The 15,968-nt window shown below is 34.5% G+C and carries 13 protein-coding genes; 7 read left to right on the forward strand and 6 right to left on the reverse strand.

Going from position 1 to position 15,968, the window contains the following annotated elements:
• Positions 1–13 precede the first annotated feature (13 nt).
• Positions 14–541, reverse strand: coding sequence for a hypothetical protein (locus MHI39_RS11485; protein ID WP_058004368.1), 528 nt, complete (start codon positions 539–541; stop codon positions 14–16).
• 457 nt (positions 542–998) lie between these two features.
• Between MHI39_RS11485 and MHI39_RS11490 the strand changes: the two genes are divergently transcribed.
• The 3 genes from MHI39_RS11490 (at position 999) to MHI39_RS11500 (ending at position 6,411) form a co-directional block, all read left to right on the forward strand.
• Positions 999–3,830, forward strand: coding sequence for a 2-oxoglutarate dehydrogenase E1 component (locus tag MHI39_RS11490; protein WP_078110880.1), 2,832 nt, complete (start codon positions 999–1,001; stop codon positions 3,828–3,830).
• Positions 3,831–3,878: 48 nt separating this feature from the next.
• Complete coding sequence (gene odhB / locus MHI39_RS11495; RefSeq protein WP_058004370.1) at positions 3,879–5,108, forward strand: 2-oxoglutarate dehydrogenase complex dihydrolipoyllysine-residue succinyltransferase; 1,230 nt, start codon at positions 3,879–3,881, stop codon at positions 5,106–5,108.
• Between the two features lie 496 nt (positions 5,109–5,604).
• Positions 5,605–6,411, forward strand: a complete 807-nt coding sequence (locus MHI39_RS11500; protein ID WP_342541266.1) for a DUF2935 domain-containing protein — start codon at positions 5,605–5,607, stop codon at positions 6,409–6,411.
• A 49-nt stretch (positions 6,412–6,460) separates the two neighbouring features.
• Here the strand turns inward: MHI39_RS11500 and sda are convergent, their stop codons facing one another.
• A complete protein-coding gene (gene sda, locus MHI39_RS11505) occupies positions 6,461–6,592 on the reverse strand; it encodes a sporulation histidine kinase inhibitor Sda (RefSeq protein ID WP_058004372.1) in 132 nt (43 codons plus the stop codon).
• 290 nt (positions 6,593–6,882) lie between these two features.
• On the opposite strand from sda, the gene MHI39_RS11510 reads away from it, so the two are divergent.
• The gene (locus MHI39_RS11510) at positions 6,883–8,526 is read left to right on the forward strand and encodes an AMP-binding protein (RefSeq protein ID WP_342541267.1); all 1,644 of its coding nucleotides are present in this window, start codon (positions 6,883–6,885) and stop codon (positions 8,524–8,526) included.
• Positions 8,527–8,639: 113 nt separating this feature from the next.
• Here the strand turns inward: MHI39_RS11510 and MHI39_RS11515 are convergent, their stop codons facing one another.
• Positions 8,640–10,124 carry an aldehyde dehydrogenase family protein gene (locus MHI39_RS11515; RefSeq protein ID WP_058004374.1) on the reverse strand — a complete coding sequence of 495 codons (1,485 nt, stop codon included), beginning with the start codon at positions 10,122–10,124 and terminating at the stop codon, positions 8,640–8,642.
• 322 nt (positions 10,125–10,446) lie between these two features.
• Between MHI39_RS11515 and MHI39_RS11520 the strand changes: the two genes are divergently transcribed.
• Positions 10,447–10,947 (forward strand): hypothetical protein, encoded by a 501-nt coding sequence (locus MHI39_RS11520; protein ID WP_058004375.1) that lies wholly within the window; start codon positions 10,447–10,449, stop codon positions 10,945–10,947.
• Positions 10,948–10,961: 14 nt separating this feature from the next.
• On the opposite strand, the gene yidC is transcribed toward MHI39_RS11520, so the two are convergent.
• Positions 10,962–11,747, reverse strand: coding sequence for a membrane protein insertase YidC (gene yidC, locus MHI39_RS11525; protein WP_058004376.1), 786 nt, complete (start codon positions 11,745–11,747; stop codon positions 10,962–10,964).
• A 22-nt stretch (positions 11,748–11,769) separates the two neighbouring features.
• Complete coding sequence (locus tag MHI39_RS11530; protein WP_152984766.1) at positions 11,770–12,078, reverse strand: hypothetical protein; 309 nt, start codon at positions 12,076–12,078, stop codon at positions 11,770–11,772.
• Between the two features lie 203 nt (positions 12,079–12,281).
• Between MHI39_RS11530 and MHI39_RS11535 the strand changes: the two genes are divergently transcribed.
• The gene (locus tag MHI39_RS11535) at positions 12,282–13,166 is read left to right on the forward strand and encodes a MoxR family ATPase (protein ID WP_201785816.1); all 885 of its coding nucleotides are present in this window, start codon (positions 12,282–12,284) and stop codon (positions 13,164–13,166) included.
• Between the two features lie 11 nt (positions 13,167–13,177).
• Entirely contained in the window at positions 13,178–15,097 is a 1,920-nt protein-coding gene (locus MHI39_RS11540; protein ID WP_058004378.1) for a VWA domain-containing protein, read from the forward strand.
• A gap of 61 nt (positions 15,098–15,158) precedes the next feature.
• Here MHI39_RS11540 and MHI39_RS11545 read toward each other — a convergent pair whose 3' ends face one another.
• Positions 15,159–15,959, reverse strand: coding sequence for a glycoside hydrolase domain-containing protein (locus tag MHI39_RS11545; RefSeq protein WP_259545263.1), 801 nt, complete (start codon positions 15,957–15,959; stop codon positions 15,159–15,161).
• Between the last annotated feature and the right edge of the window lie 9 nt (positions 15,960–15,968).

Genomic DNA, 15,968 nt, shown 5'->3' on the forward strand with positions numbered 1-15,968 from the left:
ATTTCTGCTCCAATTATAATTTCTCCGCTACGTCAACTTCCGTATACTGCATATCAGCAGATTTTGTCATTTTAATTTCTAACATTTCATCTTTATATTGTGCGATAGTTCCTTTTTTCTTAATTAAAGTAGGTAAGGTTATCACATGTCTTTGGCCCATTTCAGGTATATTTTCTATAATTGCTTGGTTGGAAGTATGGTAAATTTTCACTTGCTTCAACCAAGATTCATTTTTTATAGGCAATCTTACATAAATGTCATCAAAGGTTTCAAAAACACTTACATCAATTGCTGGGCTTGCAGAAGGCTGCGGCTGATCTTGTTGAGTATTCTCCGATGCTTGATTTGATTGGGGTTGCTCTCCATTCTGAAACATTGATGCTGCACGTTTTATCATATCCTCGTGATTAAACATATCCTTCCATTGCTCAGGCATAAATTGTGAAATCATGTTTTGAACTTGTTTTTCAATATCTTGAGAATTCATTTGTTTCATAAAGTTATTTTTGTTGTTAAAGGGAAACATATTCCAAGGAAACATAATTTGTACCTCCTGAGCAAATGACCTATATAATAATGTATGCAAATCGGATGGTATTGTTATTAAAGGACAGGGCAAATATCACATAAGTATCAGTCTCAAGCTTGAACTTTAAATCTTCTAGAATGGTAGTATGAGTGGTATCTAAAATGGCTATTATAAAAATAGAAATACCACTACAAATGTTGATAGAATATTCAGAAATCAATAAACGGGAAATAGTTTATAACAACCTGTATCAAAGCAGAAATTTGTGATTTTAAACGAGCAGTAACTCGATTGAATGGGCATTCATATTAATTTTGAAAAAATTGTTTTTTATCCTTTATATTATTAGATTACAGTGATAGAATGATGTCTGTAAGCGTTTTTGGTTTTTTGTTTTTAATTACATATATTTATTTTTCTAATCTTTTCTATCAATAATATTAGGCTTAATAGCTGGAGGTTTTTTGAGATGAAACGACAAGCATCAAAAGGTTTTTGGGAAAGTTTTTCTGGTCCAAACCTTGGTTATGTGATGGAAGTTTACGAACAATTCGTAAATGATCCGGAGAGTGTAGATCCGGAAATGAAAGTTCTTTTTGAAGAGTGGGGATCACCTACGGTTTCTGAAGAAGGCTTAACGACTCATGGGCAGGCAGATATTTCATTCCAATTGCCAACAAACCCAACAGTATTTAGTAAAATGGTTGCAGCTGTTAAATTGGCGGATAACATCCGTACATATGGACATCTTGCAGCGGATATTAATCCATTAAATGATCGTAAAAAGGATACTCGAAGGATTGAATTGTCAGAATTCGATTTAACCGAGGAAGACTTAAAAAATATACCAGCATCTTTTATTTGTCCTGATGCCCCGGCTACAGTGAAAAATGGTTTAGATGCCATTAATCATTTGAAATCTGTATACACAAAGAAATTAGCATTTGAGTTTTATCAAGTACATGATTTGGAAGAAAAGAATTGGTTACAGCGTACAGTTGAATCTGGAGGCTTACTGCCAGAACTAACAAAAGAGCAAAAGATAGCAATATTAAAACGTCTGTCAGAAGTTGAAGGTTTTGAGAAGTTTATTCATAGAACTTTTGTAGGACAGAAAAGATTCTCCATTGAAGGACTTGATTCCTTAGTACCATTAATGGATCAAATCATTCATTCATCTGTTAAGACAGGTGCAAGGACTGTAAATATAGGAATGGCACATAGAGGCCGCTTAAATGTATTAGCTCATATACTAGAAAAACCGTATGAACTCATTTTCGCGGAATTTCAGCATGCACCAAATAAAGATTTAATTCCATCCGAAGGCTCCATAGGGATTACTTATGGCTGGACAGGGGATGTGAAATATCATCTTGGTGCAGATCGACGTGTAAAAGACGAAAATACAACAACAACCCGAATTGTATTAGCAAATAACCCAAGTCACCTTGAAGTGGCAAGTCCAATTGTTGAAGGATATACAAGAGCGGCACAAGAACAAAGAAATGTTGCTGGTTATCCAACTCAAGACACAGACAGTTCATATGCAATATTAGTACATGGTGATGCTGCTTTCCCTGGTCAAGGTATAGTAGCAGAAACTTTAAATATGAGTGGTCTAAAGGGCTTTCATACTGGTGGTTCTATCCATATTATTGCTAATAATATGATAGGATTCACAACCGAAAGCTATGATTCTCGTTCAACAAAATATGCTTCCGATACAGCTAAAGGTTTTGAAATACCGATTATTCATGTGAATGCCGATGATCCTGAAGCTGTTCTAGCTGCAGCAACTTTAGCTTATGAATATCGAAATAGATTCCATAAAGACTTCCTAATTGATTTAGTAGGCTACCGTCGATTTGGTCATAATGAAATGGATGAACCTATGGTGACAAATCCTTTAATGTATAACATTGTTCATAAGCATCCAACTGTCAGAGAACTATATGCGAACAAGTTGATGGCTGAAGGTATCATTTCGAATGAAGAAGTTAAAACGATTGAACAAGACATTCAAACTAAGCTTCAAGCGGCTTATGATCGTGTGCCTAAAAAAGAAGAAGATCCAGATACAGTGATGAATCCACCAGAAATTGTTGCAAAAGGATTCCCTAAGGTTGAAACAGCGGTTAATGAAAAGGAATTACGTGAAATTAATTCTGAACTATTAAATTGGCCAGAAGATTTTAATGCATTTAAGAAATTAGCTAGAATTTTAAAACGTCGAGAAAATGTGTTTGATGGCGATGGAAAAATAGACTGGGCACATGCAGAATCCCTTGCTTTTGCATCAATCATTAAAGATGGAACTCCGATTCGTTTTACAGGTCAGGATTCCCAGCGTGGAACATTTGCACACCGTAATTTAGTTCTACATGATGAAAAAAATGGAAATGAATATATTCCTTTACATCATTTAAAAGATGCGAATGCTTCATTCGTTGTTTATAACAGTCCACTTACAGAAGCAGCTGTTGTTGGCTACGAATACGGTTACAATGTATTTTCTCCAGAAACACTTGTTATCTGGGAAGCACAATTTGGCGATTTTGCTAATATGGCCCAAGTTATGTTTGACCAGTTTATTTCTGCGGGTCGTGCAAAATGGGGACAAAAATCTGGTTTAGTTATGTTATTACCACATGGATACGAAGGCCAAGGACCGGAACATTCAAGTGCAAGATTGGAACGTTTCTTACAGTTAGCGGCTGAAAATAACTGGACTGTGGCAAACCTTTCAACTTCAGCTCAATATTTTCATATATTACGTCGTCAAAGTGCAATGCTACAAAAAGAAGAAGTACGTCCATTAGTGTTAGTCACTCCTAAGAGTCTGCTTCGTCATCCGTTATCTTCAGTAGATGGAAGCGAACTAACAACTGGAGAATTTAAACCTGTATTGGAGCAAAAGGGATTAGGAGCAGAAGTTAAAAAAGTAGAACGTATTATTTTATGTAGTGGAAAAATCGCTATTGATTTCGAAGAGCGCATTAAGGATGAACAGTTAGATTGGGTTCATATTTTAAGAGTTGAAGAATTGTACCCATTCCCTGAAAAAGAAATTACTGAGATTATTAATAAATATAGTAATTTGAAAGAACTTGTCTGGGTTCAAGAAGAGCCGCAAAATATGGGTGGATGGACTTTCGCTGATCCTTATTTACGTGAACTCGCACCAAATGGAGTAGATGTTAAATATGTAGGTCGTCCAAGACGTTCTAGCCCATCTGAAGGAGATCCAATTGTTCATAAGAAAGAACAAGCTCGAATCTTAAATGAGGCATTAACGAAATAATTATATTATATAAAGAAAAAGTGATTCATATTAAGGGAGGACAACATAGTGGCTGAAATCAAAGTACCAGAATTAGCAGAATCAATTACAGAAGGAACAATTGCTCAATGGTTAAAACAACCTGGAGATCGCGTTGAAAAAGGGGAATACATTGTCGAATTAGAGACAGATAAAGTCAATGTTGAAGTAATATCTGAAGAAGCTGGGGTTATCCAAGAACTTAAGGCTGAAGAAGGTGATACTGTCCAAGTTGGACAAGTTATTGCAGTAGTTTCTGAAGGAGGAGAAGCATCTACTCCAGCTAATACAGAAAAAACTGAAGCACCTAAGCAAGAGGAGAAAGTAGCTGCTCAACCACAGTCTACTCCTGAAACTGATAAAAAGGATCGCCCAATAGCATCTCCTGCTGCACGTAAACTTGCTCGTGAAAAAGGGATTGATTTATCTGCAGTAAGTCCTGTCGATCCTATGGGACGTGTACGTGTACAAGATGTAAATGCACATACTACTCAACCGAAACAGGAGGTGCAAGCTTCAAAATCAGCACCATCAGCACCTGTCTCTCAAGAAGATGGAAAACCAGTTGAAATTGTTCGCATGTCCCGTCGTCGTCAAACGATTGCTAAACGTTTACTTGAAGTGAAACAAAATACAGCAATGTTAACTACATTTAATGAAATTGATATGACTGCTGTTATGGAGCTACGTAAGCGTAAAAAAGATAAATTCCAAGAGGAACATGATGGTACACGACTTGGTTTCATGTCTTTCTTTACGAAAGCAGTTGTTGCTGCCTTGAAAAAATATCCGGCAGTTAACTCTGAAATTCAAGGTAATGAATTAATTGTGAAAAAATACTATGATATTGGTATTGCGGTTTCTACTGATGAAGGTCTTGTAGTACCAGTTGTTCGTGACAGTGACCGTAAAAACTTCGCTGAAATTGAAGCTGATATCGCTGGTTTTGCAAAGAAAGCACGAGAAAATAAATTATCTTTAGGCGATTTACAAGGCGGAACATTTACAATAACTAATGGTGGAACATTTGGTTCACTTTTCTCAACACCTATTATCAATGGAACACAAGTAGGGATTTTAGGTATGCATACAATTCAAAAGCGACCAGTTGCTGTAGGGGATAATATTGAAATTCGTCCTATGATGTATGTAGCTTTATCTTATGATCATAGAGTAATTGACGGTGCTGAAGCTGTTGGATTCTTAGTGACAGTTAAGAAACTTCTTGAAAATCCTGAGGATTTATTACTTGAAGCATAATCTGCGAAAAACCTTTCTCTTTTAAAAGAGGAAGGTTTTTCTTTTGGCTCTTTTCTCAAGGCTCTTTTCTCAGCCATTGTTTCTATTTAAGTAAAGTGTTCACGAATAACTATCGGCTGCAGTCCACTACATCTTTTCATTTCACTGAGAAAAGAGCTGCAAACTCCATAAGAATCGCTGAATCCTTTATTGAATGTAAAAGCCGGCAGTAGGGCTTTTACAAAGGCACAAACTATACAAAAACACCCTTTCTCGACCCTTGTTTCTATTTATGTAAAGTTTTCACGAATAACTATCGGCTGCAGACCACTACACCTTTTCATTTCACTGAAAAAAGAGCTGCAAACACTAAAAGGAACCGCTGAATCCCTTATTGGGTTTAAAAGCCAGTTGGGCTTTTACAAAAGTAACAAATTCTATGAAAACAGCTTTTCTTTTATACATAATCATAAGTCAAGCTTATTTATGAATAAAAATAGGATGGGAGGTGAGTGTGATGAGTTCTTTATTAACAAATGCTAAATTTGAACATACATTTTGGCTGCAGATTCTTGGAGATCATTCCCGTTTTATATTATCTTCCTTAAGTCAAAATGAAAAACAGTCCATACAGATCGCATTAGAATTGAAGGAAGCTTTTGATAGCTTTTTACAGGAAGCAAGAGATTTACAAAGTGATGAAGCTGCAATTAACTTAGCGAATGATGTAGAACCGTATGTAGTGAAACTAAAAAATTTCAAGTTAGAAATGATTAAGAGACATTTAGTTAGTAAAATTAGTATTCATTTATCACCCAGTTTTCTAAATTATATGGTGAATGAGCTTGAAGAATACGAGAGGATTTTGGGCTTTTTAAAAATTGGAGAAAAGCCTCCGATTTTTCATGAATTACATCACCATTTACTATGGTTACAGGATGCCTATGGGCATGCAGGTGCAATTAACGATGAGATGGATGCGACAGAAAAAAGAATAAAGAAGTCAAGTGCTGAATTCGTTAAACATTTTGAGCAATTTTATTTAAAAGCAGTAGAGCTAACAGGATATTTGCGAACACAAGAAGAAAGTTTTCCGGCATTGAAGCGATTTAATTCAGATGTCCAAATAGAGATGGAAATGTTTCAATTCTTTTTAAATGAATTATTTGAGTTGGATTTATCTGATCAATTACTTGGAACATTTCCAGTATTAATGGCTGATCACATGTTTCGTGAGGAATGCTACTATTTGACAAAATTAGCTGAATCAACAAATATTAAACTTCCTGAATGTGATCCAACTAAACCTAGATATGAGGAATAAATATAATAGGGGATGCCTCTATTTAGAGACAACCCCTTCTTTTTCAAAGTTAATTTTTATAAGGGTTTAAACCCCTCTTCGTAATTTCTGATTTTAATAGTTTAATCCACTCACGATCTTGACCTTTCTTTTCAGCGTCTCGATAGGCTGCCACCAACAATTCGTTACTCATGATTTTCATGACAAAACCTCCTAGTGGAATATAATCTTTTCTATATTTTCTAATCATTTTAACTCTTTTTCTGTGAAAAGAAAAGGTTAACGACTTAAAATCTTGAACTTTATAAAAATTTAGTTCTTTTTGCTTATATTCTTCAGATGAATAAATATTTTTAGTGCTGGGCAACTATTTATTTTGTATTTGAATATTCAGAAAAACGTGATAATATATGTGTAATGAATGAATAACTAAGACGATAAATCAATAACTAATAATCTTATTCAGTCATTTCAAAGGGGGGAGCTATATTCATGTCTTCAGTATTAACAATAACAATAGGTGAATTACTTGAACAAAAGGCAGAAAAACACCCAAATCATGAAGCGGTTATATATGCAGATCGAAACCTTAGGTGGTCGTATAAGGAATTTAATGATGAATGCCGTATCGTTGCAAAGGGATTAATGAGACTAGGAATAGATAAAGGAGATCATTTAGCTATATGGGCAACAAATACACCTGAGTGGCTCACAGCACAATTTGCAACAGCAAAAATGGGAGCTATATTAGTTACTGTGAATACAAATTATCGTACAACTGAATTGGAATATTTATTACGCCAATCAGACTCAAAAACAATCATTTTGATGGAGAGTTACAGGGACGCATCATATATAGATATGCTCAATGAAATTTGTCCTGAATTAAAAGAGGCAAAACCGGGATCACTAAATAGTAAAAGATTACCTATGCTTAAAAATGTAATCGTTTTAGGAGATAATCATTACCCTGGTACATATAGTTGGAAGGATATAAAAAAAATAGGTGAAGATATTTCAGATCATGAATTAGACGAGCGATTGTATTCACTTGATTCAAGTGATGTGATAAATATGCAGTATACATCAGGTACAACTGGTTTTCCTAAAGGGGTGATGTTAACGCACAGTAATATTGTAAATAATGGTTACAATATTGCTAACTGTATGAGGTTAACTAAGGAGGATCGACTTTGTATACCTGTACCATTCTTTCATTGCTTCGGCTGTGTATTAGGAACGATGGCATGTGTTTCTGTCGGAGCCACAATGGTACCTATCCAGGAGTTCCATCCAAAACAAGTATTGCAAACAGTTCAGGATGAAAAATGCACAGGACTTCATGGAGTTCCGACCATGTTTATTACTGAGCTAAATCAGCCTGATTTCGATCAATATGATCTTTCTAGTCTTAGAACTGGGATAATGGCAGGATCGAACTGTCCGATTGAGGTGATGAAAGGTGTAATTTATCGCATGGGTGCTTCAGAAATTACAATTGCTTATGGGCAAACAGAATCTTCACCTGTAATAACACAAACCCGCACCAATGATCCTATTGAACTACGAGTTGAAACAGTTGGACGTGCATTACCTAATGTAGAAGTAAAAATAGTCGACCCAAGCACCAACCTAGTTGTGAGAAATGGGGAGCAAGGTGAATTATGTACTAGAGGATATCATGTAATGAAGGGGTATTATAAGAATCCTGAAGCCACTAAAGAGGTAATTGATGAAGAGGGCTGGCTTCATACAGGGGATTTAGCTGTTATGGATGAACAGGGTTACTGTAGAATTACAGGTAGATTGAAAGATATGATTATTAGAGGGGGTGAAAATATTTATCCCCGTGAAATAGAAGAATTTCTATATACTCATCCGAAAGTATTAGATGTACAAGTAATCGGTGTTCCCGATGAAACATATGGTGAACAAGTAATGGCATGGATTATTCCAAAAGAGGGAGAAAGCATTACAATAGAAGAAGTAAGAGATTATTGCAAAGGGAAAATTGCTAGACATAAAATACCTCGATTTGTAGAAATAACGGATAGTTATCCAGTGACAGCCTCTGGGAAAATACAAAAATATCGATTACGTGAACAATCTATAGAGCTAATATCAAATAATCATTAATTTTTTGGGGCTATCTATAAGGGTTACCAAGGATGAGATAGCTCTAAAAAATGTTTATTCATGAGAAGAAAATAAAAAAATAAGAGTCTGGTTCGACTCTTATTTTTTTATGGTTATTTAAGTGACAGCCATACACTTTTCACTTCGGTATAATTGTTTAATGCATAAGATCCCATTTCTCGACCGATACCAGATTGTTTATAACCACCGAATGGGGAAGCTGCATCAAATACATTATAACAGTTTACCCATACAGTACCAGCTCGAAGCTTGTTTGCGATATAGTGTGCATTTGCTACATCACGTGTCCATAAACCTGCAGCTAAACCATACTCACTATTATTTGCACGATTGATTACTTCATCCAAGTCATCAAATGGTAATGCAGCAATAACTGGTCCAAAGATTTCCTCTTTCGCGATCGTCATTTCATCATTGACATCAGCAAATATTGTTGGTTCAACAAAGTACCCTTCCTCCCGTGGTTTACCGCCACCAGTAAGTAGTTCAGCCCCTTCGTTGATACCTTTTTCAATATAATTGAGGACTCGACTTTGTTGTTCGGTTGAAACAAGTGGACCCATTTGAGTTTCTGAATCCAAACCAAATCCTTGTTTAATTGATTTTGCATGTGAAACCATATCGGCAACCACATTATCATAGCTTTTCTTTTGGATAAATACACGTGAACCCGCACAGCATACCTGGCCTTGGTTAAACATTACTCCATTTAATGCACCCGGAATGGCTTTCCTTAGATCAGCATCAGGTAGAATAATATTAGGAGACTTGCCACCTAGTTCTAATGTGACACGTTTTAGTGTCTTTGCTGCTCGTTCCATAATCGATTTTCCAACAACAGTTGAGCCTGTGAAAGCAATTTTATCAACGAGTGGATGGTCGACAAGCGGTTGACCGGCTGTTTCACCAAATCCAGGGACTATATTAATGACCCCTGCAGGAAAACCAGCTTCTTCTGCAAGCTCAGCTAAGAAAAGGGCGGACAATGGTGTTTGCTCGGCAGGTTTCAATACAATGGTACAGCCTGTTGCGAGCGCAGCACCCATTTTCCACATTGCCATTAGAAGTGGGAAGTTCCAAGGAATGATTTGCCCAACGACTCCCACTGCTTCGTGTCGTGTATAGTTAAAGAAAGGACCACTAACTGGAATGGTTTGACCAGTAATTTTATTTGTCCATCCAGCATAATATCTCATATGTTCAATTGCTAATGGAACATCAGCATTCATCGTTTCATTGATCGGTTTTCCATTATCTAATGTTTCTAATTGTGCTAATGCTTCTTTATTCTCTTCCATTAAATCTGCTAATTTATACATGAGTCTGCCACGTGCAGCGGCACTCATTTTAGACCATTTTCCTTGATCAAATGCTGCCCTTGCAGCTTTTACAGCACGATCAATATCTTCTGCACCTGCTTCATATACGGTTGCCAAAACTTCACCTGTTGCAGGGTTTGGTGTATCAAATGTTTTACCAGAGACACTTTCCACAAACTCTCCATTAATATAAAGTTTCTTTTTTCCTTGTAAGAACTTTTCCACCTTTTCATTAATACCTGCTAAAACTTGACTCATTTAATAGCCCTCCTTAATGCATTCATAGTTAACTAGAGGTATATCATGGGTGTAGTTGTTAAACTTGAATTAAAAATGGCAACGCTTACAATAATCCTACTAGTTTAACAGTATTTTTTCAATTGCATTTATCAAAAAATTTAAAATATATTTCTACAAATTATTCATCCGGACGACAAAAAGAAGTAGAAAAATGTAGATTTATAGATATAAAATTCACATAATTCTATCTTTTTATTTATAATATCACATATTATAATGGTAATAGTAAAAAAGTTACGATGTCTAATTTGAAAAATGCATATAAAAATGAGGGGATTATATGTTCAATGAGAGGATGGCGCTTAAACTCCGGCTTGAGCAATTAGAAAATACGGAAATACGCTTATTAAAAGAGTTACGTGAGGAACGTGAGCGTTTATTTACAAAATTACGAGAGTTGGATGAAAAAGATAGATTAGAGACGAATAATTACGAAGAAATAATACAGATTAAATCAATGGATTTACCACAATCGAAAGGAGAAAAGAAAGAAATATCCCATATGGACAGCCCACCATTGAAAATTAGAAAGGCACGTCCTTCTAGGAGAAGTAAAACGAGTAAAATGTGTGAGGTTGCCATTCAAATATTAAAAGAAGAAACTGAACCAATTAGAGGTACAGATTTACAAAAGAAAATTGAGGAAAAGTCAGGATTAAAAATTGCGAACATGACTACCTTTATGAAGGTTGTAGAAAAGGTCGACATAAATATTCAAAAACCGAATCGGGGATTGTATTTGTATGTTAACAATGGACAAAAAGCACCTGTTCCTAATTAGAACAGGTGCTTTTCTTATTTTCCCTTTTTAGGTTGTTCTTGTTCTACTGGGTGTGTTTGATAAAAACGTTTAGACAAATATGTTTGTCCAATTAAGAATGCACCACCAACAGCCCAGTAAAGTGGAAGTGCCGCAGGAGCACTGAAAGAAATGATTAAAATCATAATAGGTGAAATCAGACCAAATATTTTCATTTGCTTTTGTTGATCTTCACTCATACCAATAAGTGAAACTTTTGACTGGAAATAATAAATGATCCCAGCAATAATCGCCATTGGAATGTCTACATGACCTAAATCAAACCAAAGGAATGAATGTGTAGCGATTTCTTTTGAACCTCTAATCGCATAATAGAAGGCCATTAAGATAGGCATTTGAATAATTAAAGGTAAGCATCCCATATTTAAAGGATTTACATCATGTTTTTTGTAAAGCCCCATCATTTCTTGTTGATATTTCATTTGTTCTTCTTTTGTTTTTGCTTGTTTCATTTTTGTTTGAATTGCTGTCATTTCAGGTTTTAATTTTTCCATTTTAACCTTCATGATTTGTTGTTTTTTAAACGTTTTCATCATAAAAGGCATAAGGATTAAACGAATTAGAATCGTAATAAGAATAATCGCAACTCCATAGTTACCACCGAATAGATCAGCAGTAAAATGAATGACCTTTGAAAAAGGCTCAACAAAATAGTCATTAAAAAAACCAGATTTCTTCGTACCCGGAGCTGTATTTCCACAAGCAGAGAGTAGAAATACCGAACCTATTAATAATATGGTGTATTGTAAAGAACGTTTCATCATATATCCTCCTAGTATAAATTCATGTTAAGAAAAGAGTAACGGATAAATGATGGTCTGGATCCTCATTCGGTGATTCCTTTCTTCTAATACATTTAATTATCCATAAGATAAAGTTATTTTGAATAATTTTACAATCTCTAAGCCATTGTTGTGAACTTGTTATTCTTGTAGCAGTTGGTTCCGTTGTTATACAAGAATAGGGATTTACTATGAAATGATTCCATATATAAGCTAGTCCAATGGTCAGTAAAATACTTACATAGAACGAGCAAATAACAGGATCGTATATGAGATTGAATAAATATTCCATTACCATATATTCACGCACCTTAAACTCCATTCAAAAGCAAAGTATACCTTAAATTTTTTCGTTTTTCAAACACTTTATATAATTTTACCATATGAAACATAATCAGTAATTATTTATTTTGATTTCCTTTTTAGATTTTGCAATTATAGAATGATTAACCTAAAATACAATTGTAGGAATATAATTTCCCTAGTATGCAAGATATAGAAAGGAATTGCAATATGTTTGATAATATAATCTCATTGCCTGATGAAATAAAAGATAGATTAAATAAAAGAAAAGACTATTTTAAAGCAAATGATGAAAATAAGCTTATAGAACAAGAAGGATATATCCCTTCTAATGATTCTATTTTAATGGATGCACTCGTCGCGATTCTTCTCGGAAAAAATATATTATTGAAAGGCCCAACGGGTTCTGGGAAAACAAAACTAGCCGAAACACTCTCTTTGCTCCTTGGACAACCTATGAAAAGTATTAACTGTTCCGTAGATTTAGATGCAGAAGGTCTCTTAGGGTTTAAAACAATCGGTCAGGAAAATGGACAAAGCGTAATAAAGTTTGTATCTGGTCCCGTTATAGAGGCCATGAAAAAAGGATATTTACTATATATAGATGAAATTAATATGGCAAAGCCAGAAACATTGCCTATTTTGAATGGAGTACTGGATTATCGCAGAACGATTGCCAATCCGTTTACTGGTGAAGTCATTACAGCTGAGAATCATTTTGGTGTTATTGCAGCAATTAATGAAGGATATGTCGGTACAGTTCCTTTAAACGAGGCACTAAAAAATCGCTTTATCGTAATCGATGTTCCTTATATTCAAGGGGCGATTTTGAAAAAGGTATTACATGCACAAAGCCAGTTAAAAGATGAGAAATTAATTAATCGATTTGTACAATTATCGAGTGATTTAATTGTTCAAGCCGAAATGGGGAAAATTTCTGAAGAAGCAGCCTCGATTAGAGCTCTCATTGATACTTGTGATCTTTCCATTTATTTACCTCCATTAAGGGCCATCCAAAGAGGGATCATAGATAAATTAGAGGATGAACGTGAAAAAGCAGCGATTCGTAATATTGCCGAAACATTGTTTGAATAGGGGGCAATCGCATGCAACGATTTATTCAATTCAATGATGAAAAAATTGATTCAATGATTGTTATGGAATTAGCTGATTTAGTTACTACTTTAACGAAAAACCTTGATTATGAAGTAGAGTTTGGTGTGCATTCTTATTTAGATCGAATGTCAAAAAAAATATATGTACGCCATTTTTGGAACCATCGTCCCAAAAATATAATGATAAATGGACTAAAGAGTGATGTTTATTTACGAGCGATAGGCAACTATTCGTTTACAAATGAAGAGGATATTTACTATTTACTTCAAAAACTATCTACTACTTCATTAAAAAGTTTTGCAAAGCAATTATTTATGATAACTGAGGATTTAAGACTAGAAGAAATAATTAAACTGAAACGTCCAGGAACAAAATCAGCTTTTAAGGATAGAATATTTGTCTATCGAAAATATTTTGAATCACAATTAAAAGTGAATCTCGTCAAAAGTATTTATACAGATGCTTTATTTAATAATATTTTTCTCTTATTAACTTCAGATTCGCCGAATGAAAACATACCTAATTACAATGAAGAAATTAATTTGGCGATGCCATACATTAAAAATACAATTACTAAATTCTTCGAAACAAAATCAACAAAAGATACCGTAAAGCTTTGTTTAGAATTAACAGAAACATTGGAGGATATTTTAGATCAGGACATGTTAAATGAGTATTTCCATCTTCCTGATAAAAAATATGATGAGATTATTCATAACCCAACTTTTGATGACTTAAAAAGAAAGGATCCCCTTCAAAATAATGATGTAATAGATAAAAAATCAGAAGGGGATGAGGAAGTATTTGAAGAAGAGTTTCGTACATGGCACCGAGAAACAAGTGATTTAAGTAAAAGCTTCTTGCAATTTGATTTAGATCAAGGTTCAGGTACTGATTTATTAGGCGAAGGGGTAAGAGAGGGTGAGGCAGGTGATCAAGCACTTGCTGTTGTTCAAGGTTCAGTACAAAGAACAAATAAAAATGATTATTCAAAATTAGAAGTGCAAGAACATAAGCAAAGAAGCAATCAAGGGATTGAAAAAAATTATGGTAAAGAAAATCGTTTTGCTTATCCTATTTTTTTAAGTCCAGAAAAACCTACGTATGAAGAAGAGAAACAATATCGCGATTTCAAGTCAATGATCAGTAATTATCAAAAGAAATTGAAAAAAATTATTGAAAAGACATTGGAACATAAAAAAATATCACCAAGAACGGATTTACATTTTGGAAGATTACGTAAGAAACTGTTGCCATTTTTCACAGACGAAAATCCGAGACTATTTTATAAGAAACAGGAACCTTCAAGTGAAATTGATGCGGTCTTTTCACTATTAGTAGATTGTTCTGCTTCTATGTATGACAAAATGGAGCAAACAAAGCTCGGCATTACACTATTTCATGAAGCTTTAAAATCTGTAAATGTTGCACATGAGGTTATTGGATTTTGGGAAGATACGAATGATGCAACAATGGAAAAGCAGCCTAATTATTTTAAACCTGTCATTGAATTTTCAACATCATTACGAAATCTATCCGGTCCGGAAATTATGCAACTTCAACCAGAGGAAGATAATAGGGATGGCTATGCAATCCGTCTTATGACCGATCGCTTAATGACTAGATTTGAAAATCAAAAGTTCTTATTAGTATTTTCTGATGGGGAGCCGGCAGCGTTTGGATACGAACAAAATGGGATTGTGGACACTCATGAAGCAGTTTTACAAGCAAGGAAAAAGGGAATAGACGTGATTAATATCTTTTTGTCCAATTCAGAAATTGAAGAAAGTCAAAAAAAGATTTTACATGATATATATGGGAATTTCAGTATTTTAGTGTCCAATATTGAGGAATTACCTAATGTATTATTTCCTATACTTAAAAAATTACTTTATAAAAGCATTGCATAATTGTAAATACTTTTAGGTGTTTTAGGGGATTAGCCACCCCTTAAACACCTAATTTCTTGGTTTACCATAAATTTTTTTCAATTTCCCCTTTGAATAAATTAGTGTCAATATTACATTTTTTCGCATCGATCCCATATTGCCATCCAAGTATTTTTGATTCTTTAGGGCCGGTAGGGTTATATTTAGGAGCTTTTTCTTTCGAGGTAATGTTTATATTTGGTGCTGCAGACCAAATGATTGCTTTTTCTTTCACATCGTTTCCTGCTTTATTAAATGCGCTAAATAATTTTTGATTTTTATCAAAAACTCCATAGATTCCAGGAAGATAATCGGATTTATTCAATGTTTCAACCCATCCCTTAATAAAGGCTGAATCAACTGGATAGTTGGGTTCTATGTCAGCAAATAGTAAGGTATCCTTCGGAACTCGCAACTCTTTAGCATATTTAATCGCTTTTTTTGCCTCTTGCTGTCCTGCTTTTTGTGTTGTAGCATTTGAAAAGTGATTATAGATTAACAGGATTTTTACCTTTTTTTCATGAAGTAGTTCAATTTCTTGTTGGGTTAAACCTGTTGAAACCTCTTCATTGGTTCCAATATATCGACCCCATACTTTTGGTTTTCCAAAATTCTCATTCACACATTTGTACATTTCCTTTGTTGTTTTACTAGCAGAATCCACTCCCCATAAGTATTTTGGAGCATTTTCCTGTTTTTTATTTTCTTGACTGCTTTGATTATCTAATTTTTTCTGATCCTCTTTATTGTAATTATAATAAAGAGGGACAAGAATAATTAGGAGAAGTCCAATGAATAGGGGAAGAATGAACTTCCAATTTAAAAATTCATTTTTATTATTCAATTTGTTTCC

The organism is Heyndrickxia sp. FSL K6-6286, assembly GCF_038630395.1.
In the GTDB taxonomy this organism is placed as follows: Bacteria; Bacillota; Bacilli; order Bacillales; family Bacillaceae_C; genus Heyndrickxia; species Heyndrickxia oleronia.

Coding starts and splice junctions, on each gene's coding strand:
- MHI39_RS11485 (WP_058004368.1), bottom strand. CDS start 541: ATGTTTCCTTGGAATATGTTTCCCTTTAACAACAAAAATAACTTTATG.
- MHI39_RS11490 (WP_078110880.1), top strand. CDS start 999: ATGAAACGACAAGCATCAAAAGGTTTTTGGGAAAGTTTTTCTGGTCCA.
- MHI39_RS11500 (WP_342541266.1), top strand. CDS start 5,605: ATGAGTTCTTTATTAACAAATGCTAAATTTGAACATACATTTTGGCTG.
- sda (WP_058004372.1), bottom strand. CDS start 6,592: ATGAAAATCATGAGTAACGAATTGTTGGTGGCAGCCTATCGAGACGCT.
- MHI39_RS11510 (WP_342541267.1), top strand. CDS start 6,883: ATGTCTTCAGTATTAACAATAACAATAGGTGAATTACTTGAACAAAAG.
- MHI39_RS11515 (WP_058004374.1), bottom strand. CDS start 10,124: ATGAGTCAAGTTTTAGCAGGTATTAATGAAAAGGTGGAAAAGTTCTTA.
- MHI39_RS11520 (WP_058004375.1), top strand. CDS start 10,447: ATGTTCAATGAGAGGATGGCGCTTAAACTCCGGCTTGAGCAATTAGAA.
- yidC (WP_058004376.1), bottom strand. CDS start 11,747: ATGAAACGTTCTTTACAATACACCATATTATTAATAGGTTCGGTATTT.
- MHI39_RS11535 (WP_201785816.1), top strand. CDS start 12,282: ATGTTTGATAATATAATCTCATTGCCTGATGAAATAAAAGATAGATTA.
- MHI39_RS11540 (WP_058004378.1), top strand. CDS start 13,178: ATGCAACGATTTATTCAATTCAATGATGAAAAAATTGATTCAATGATT.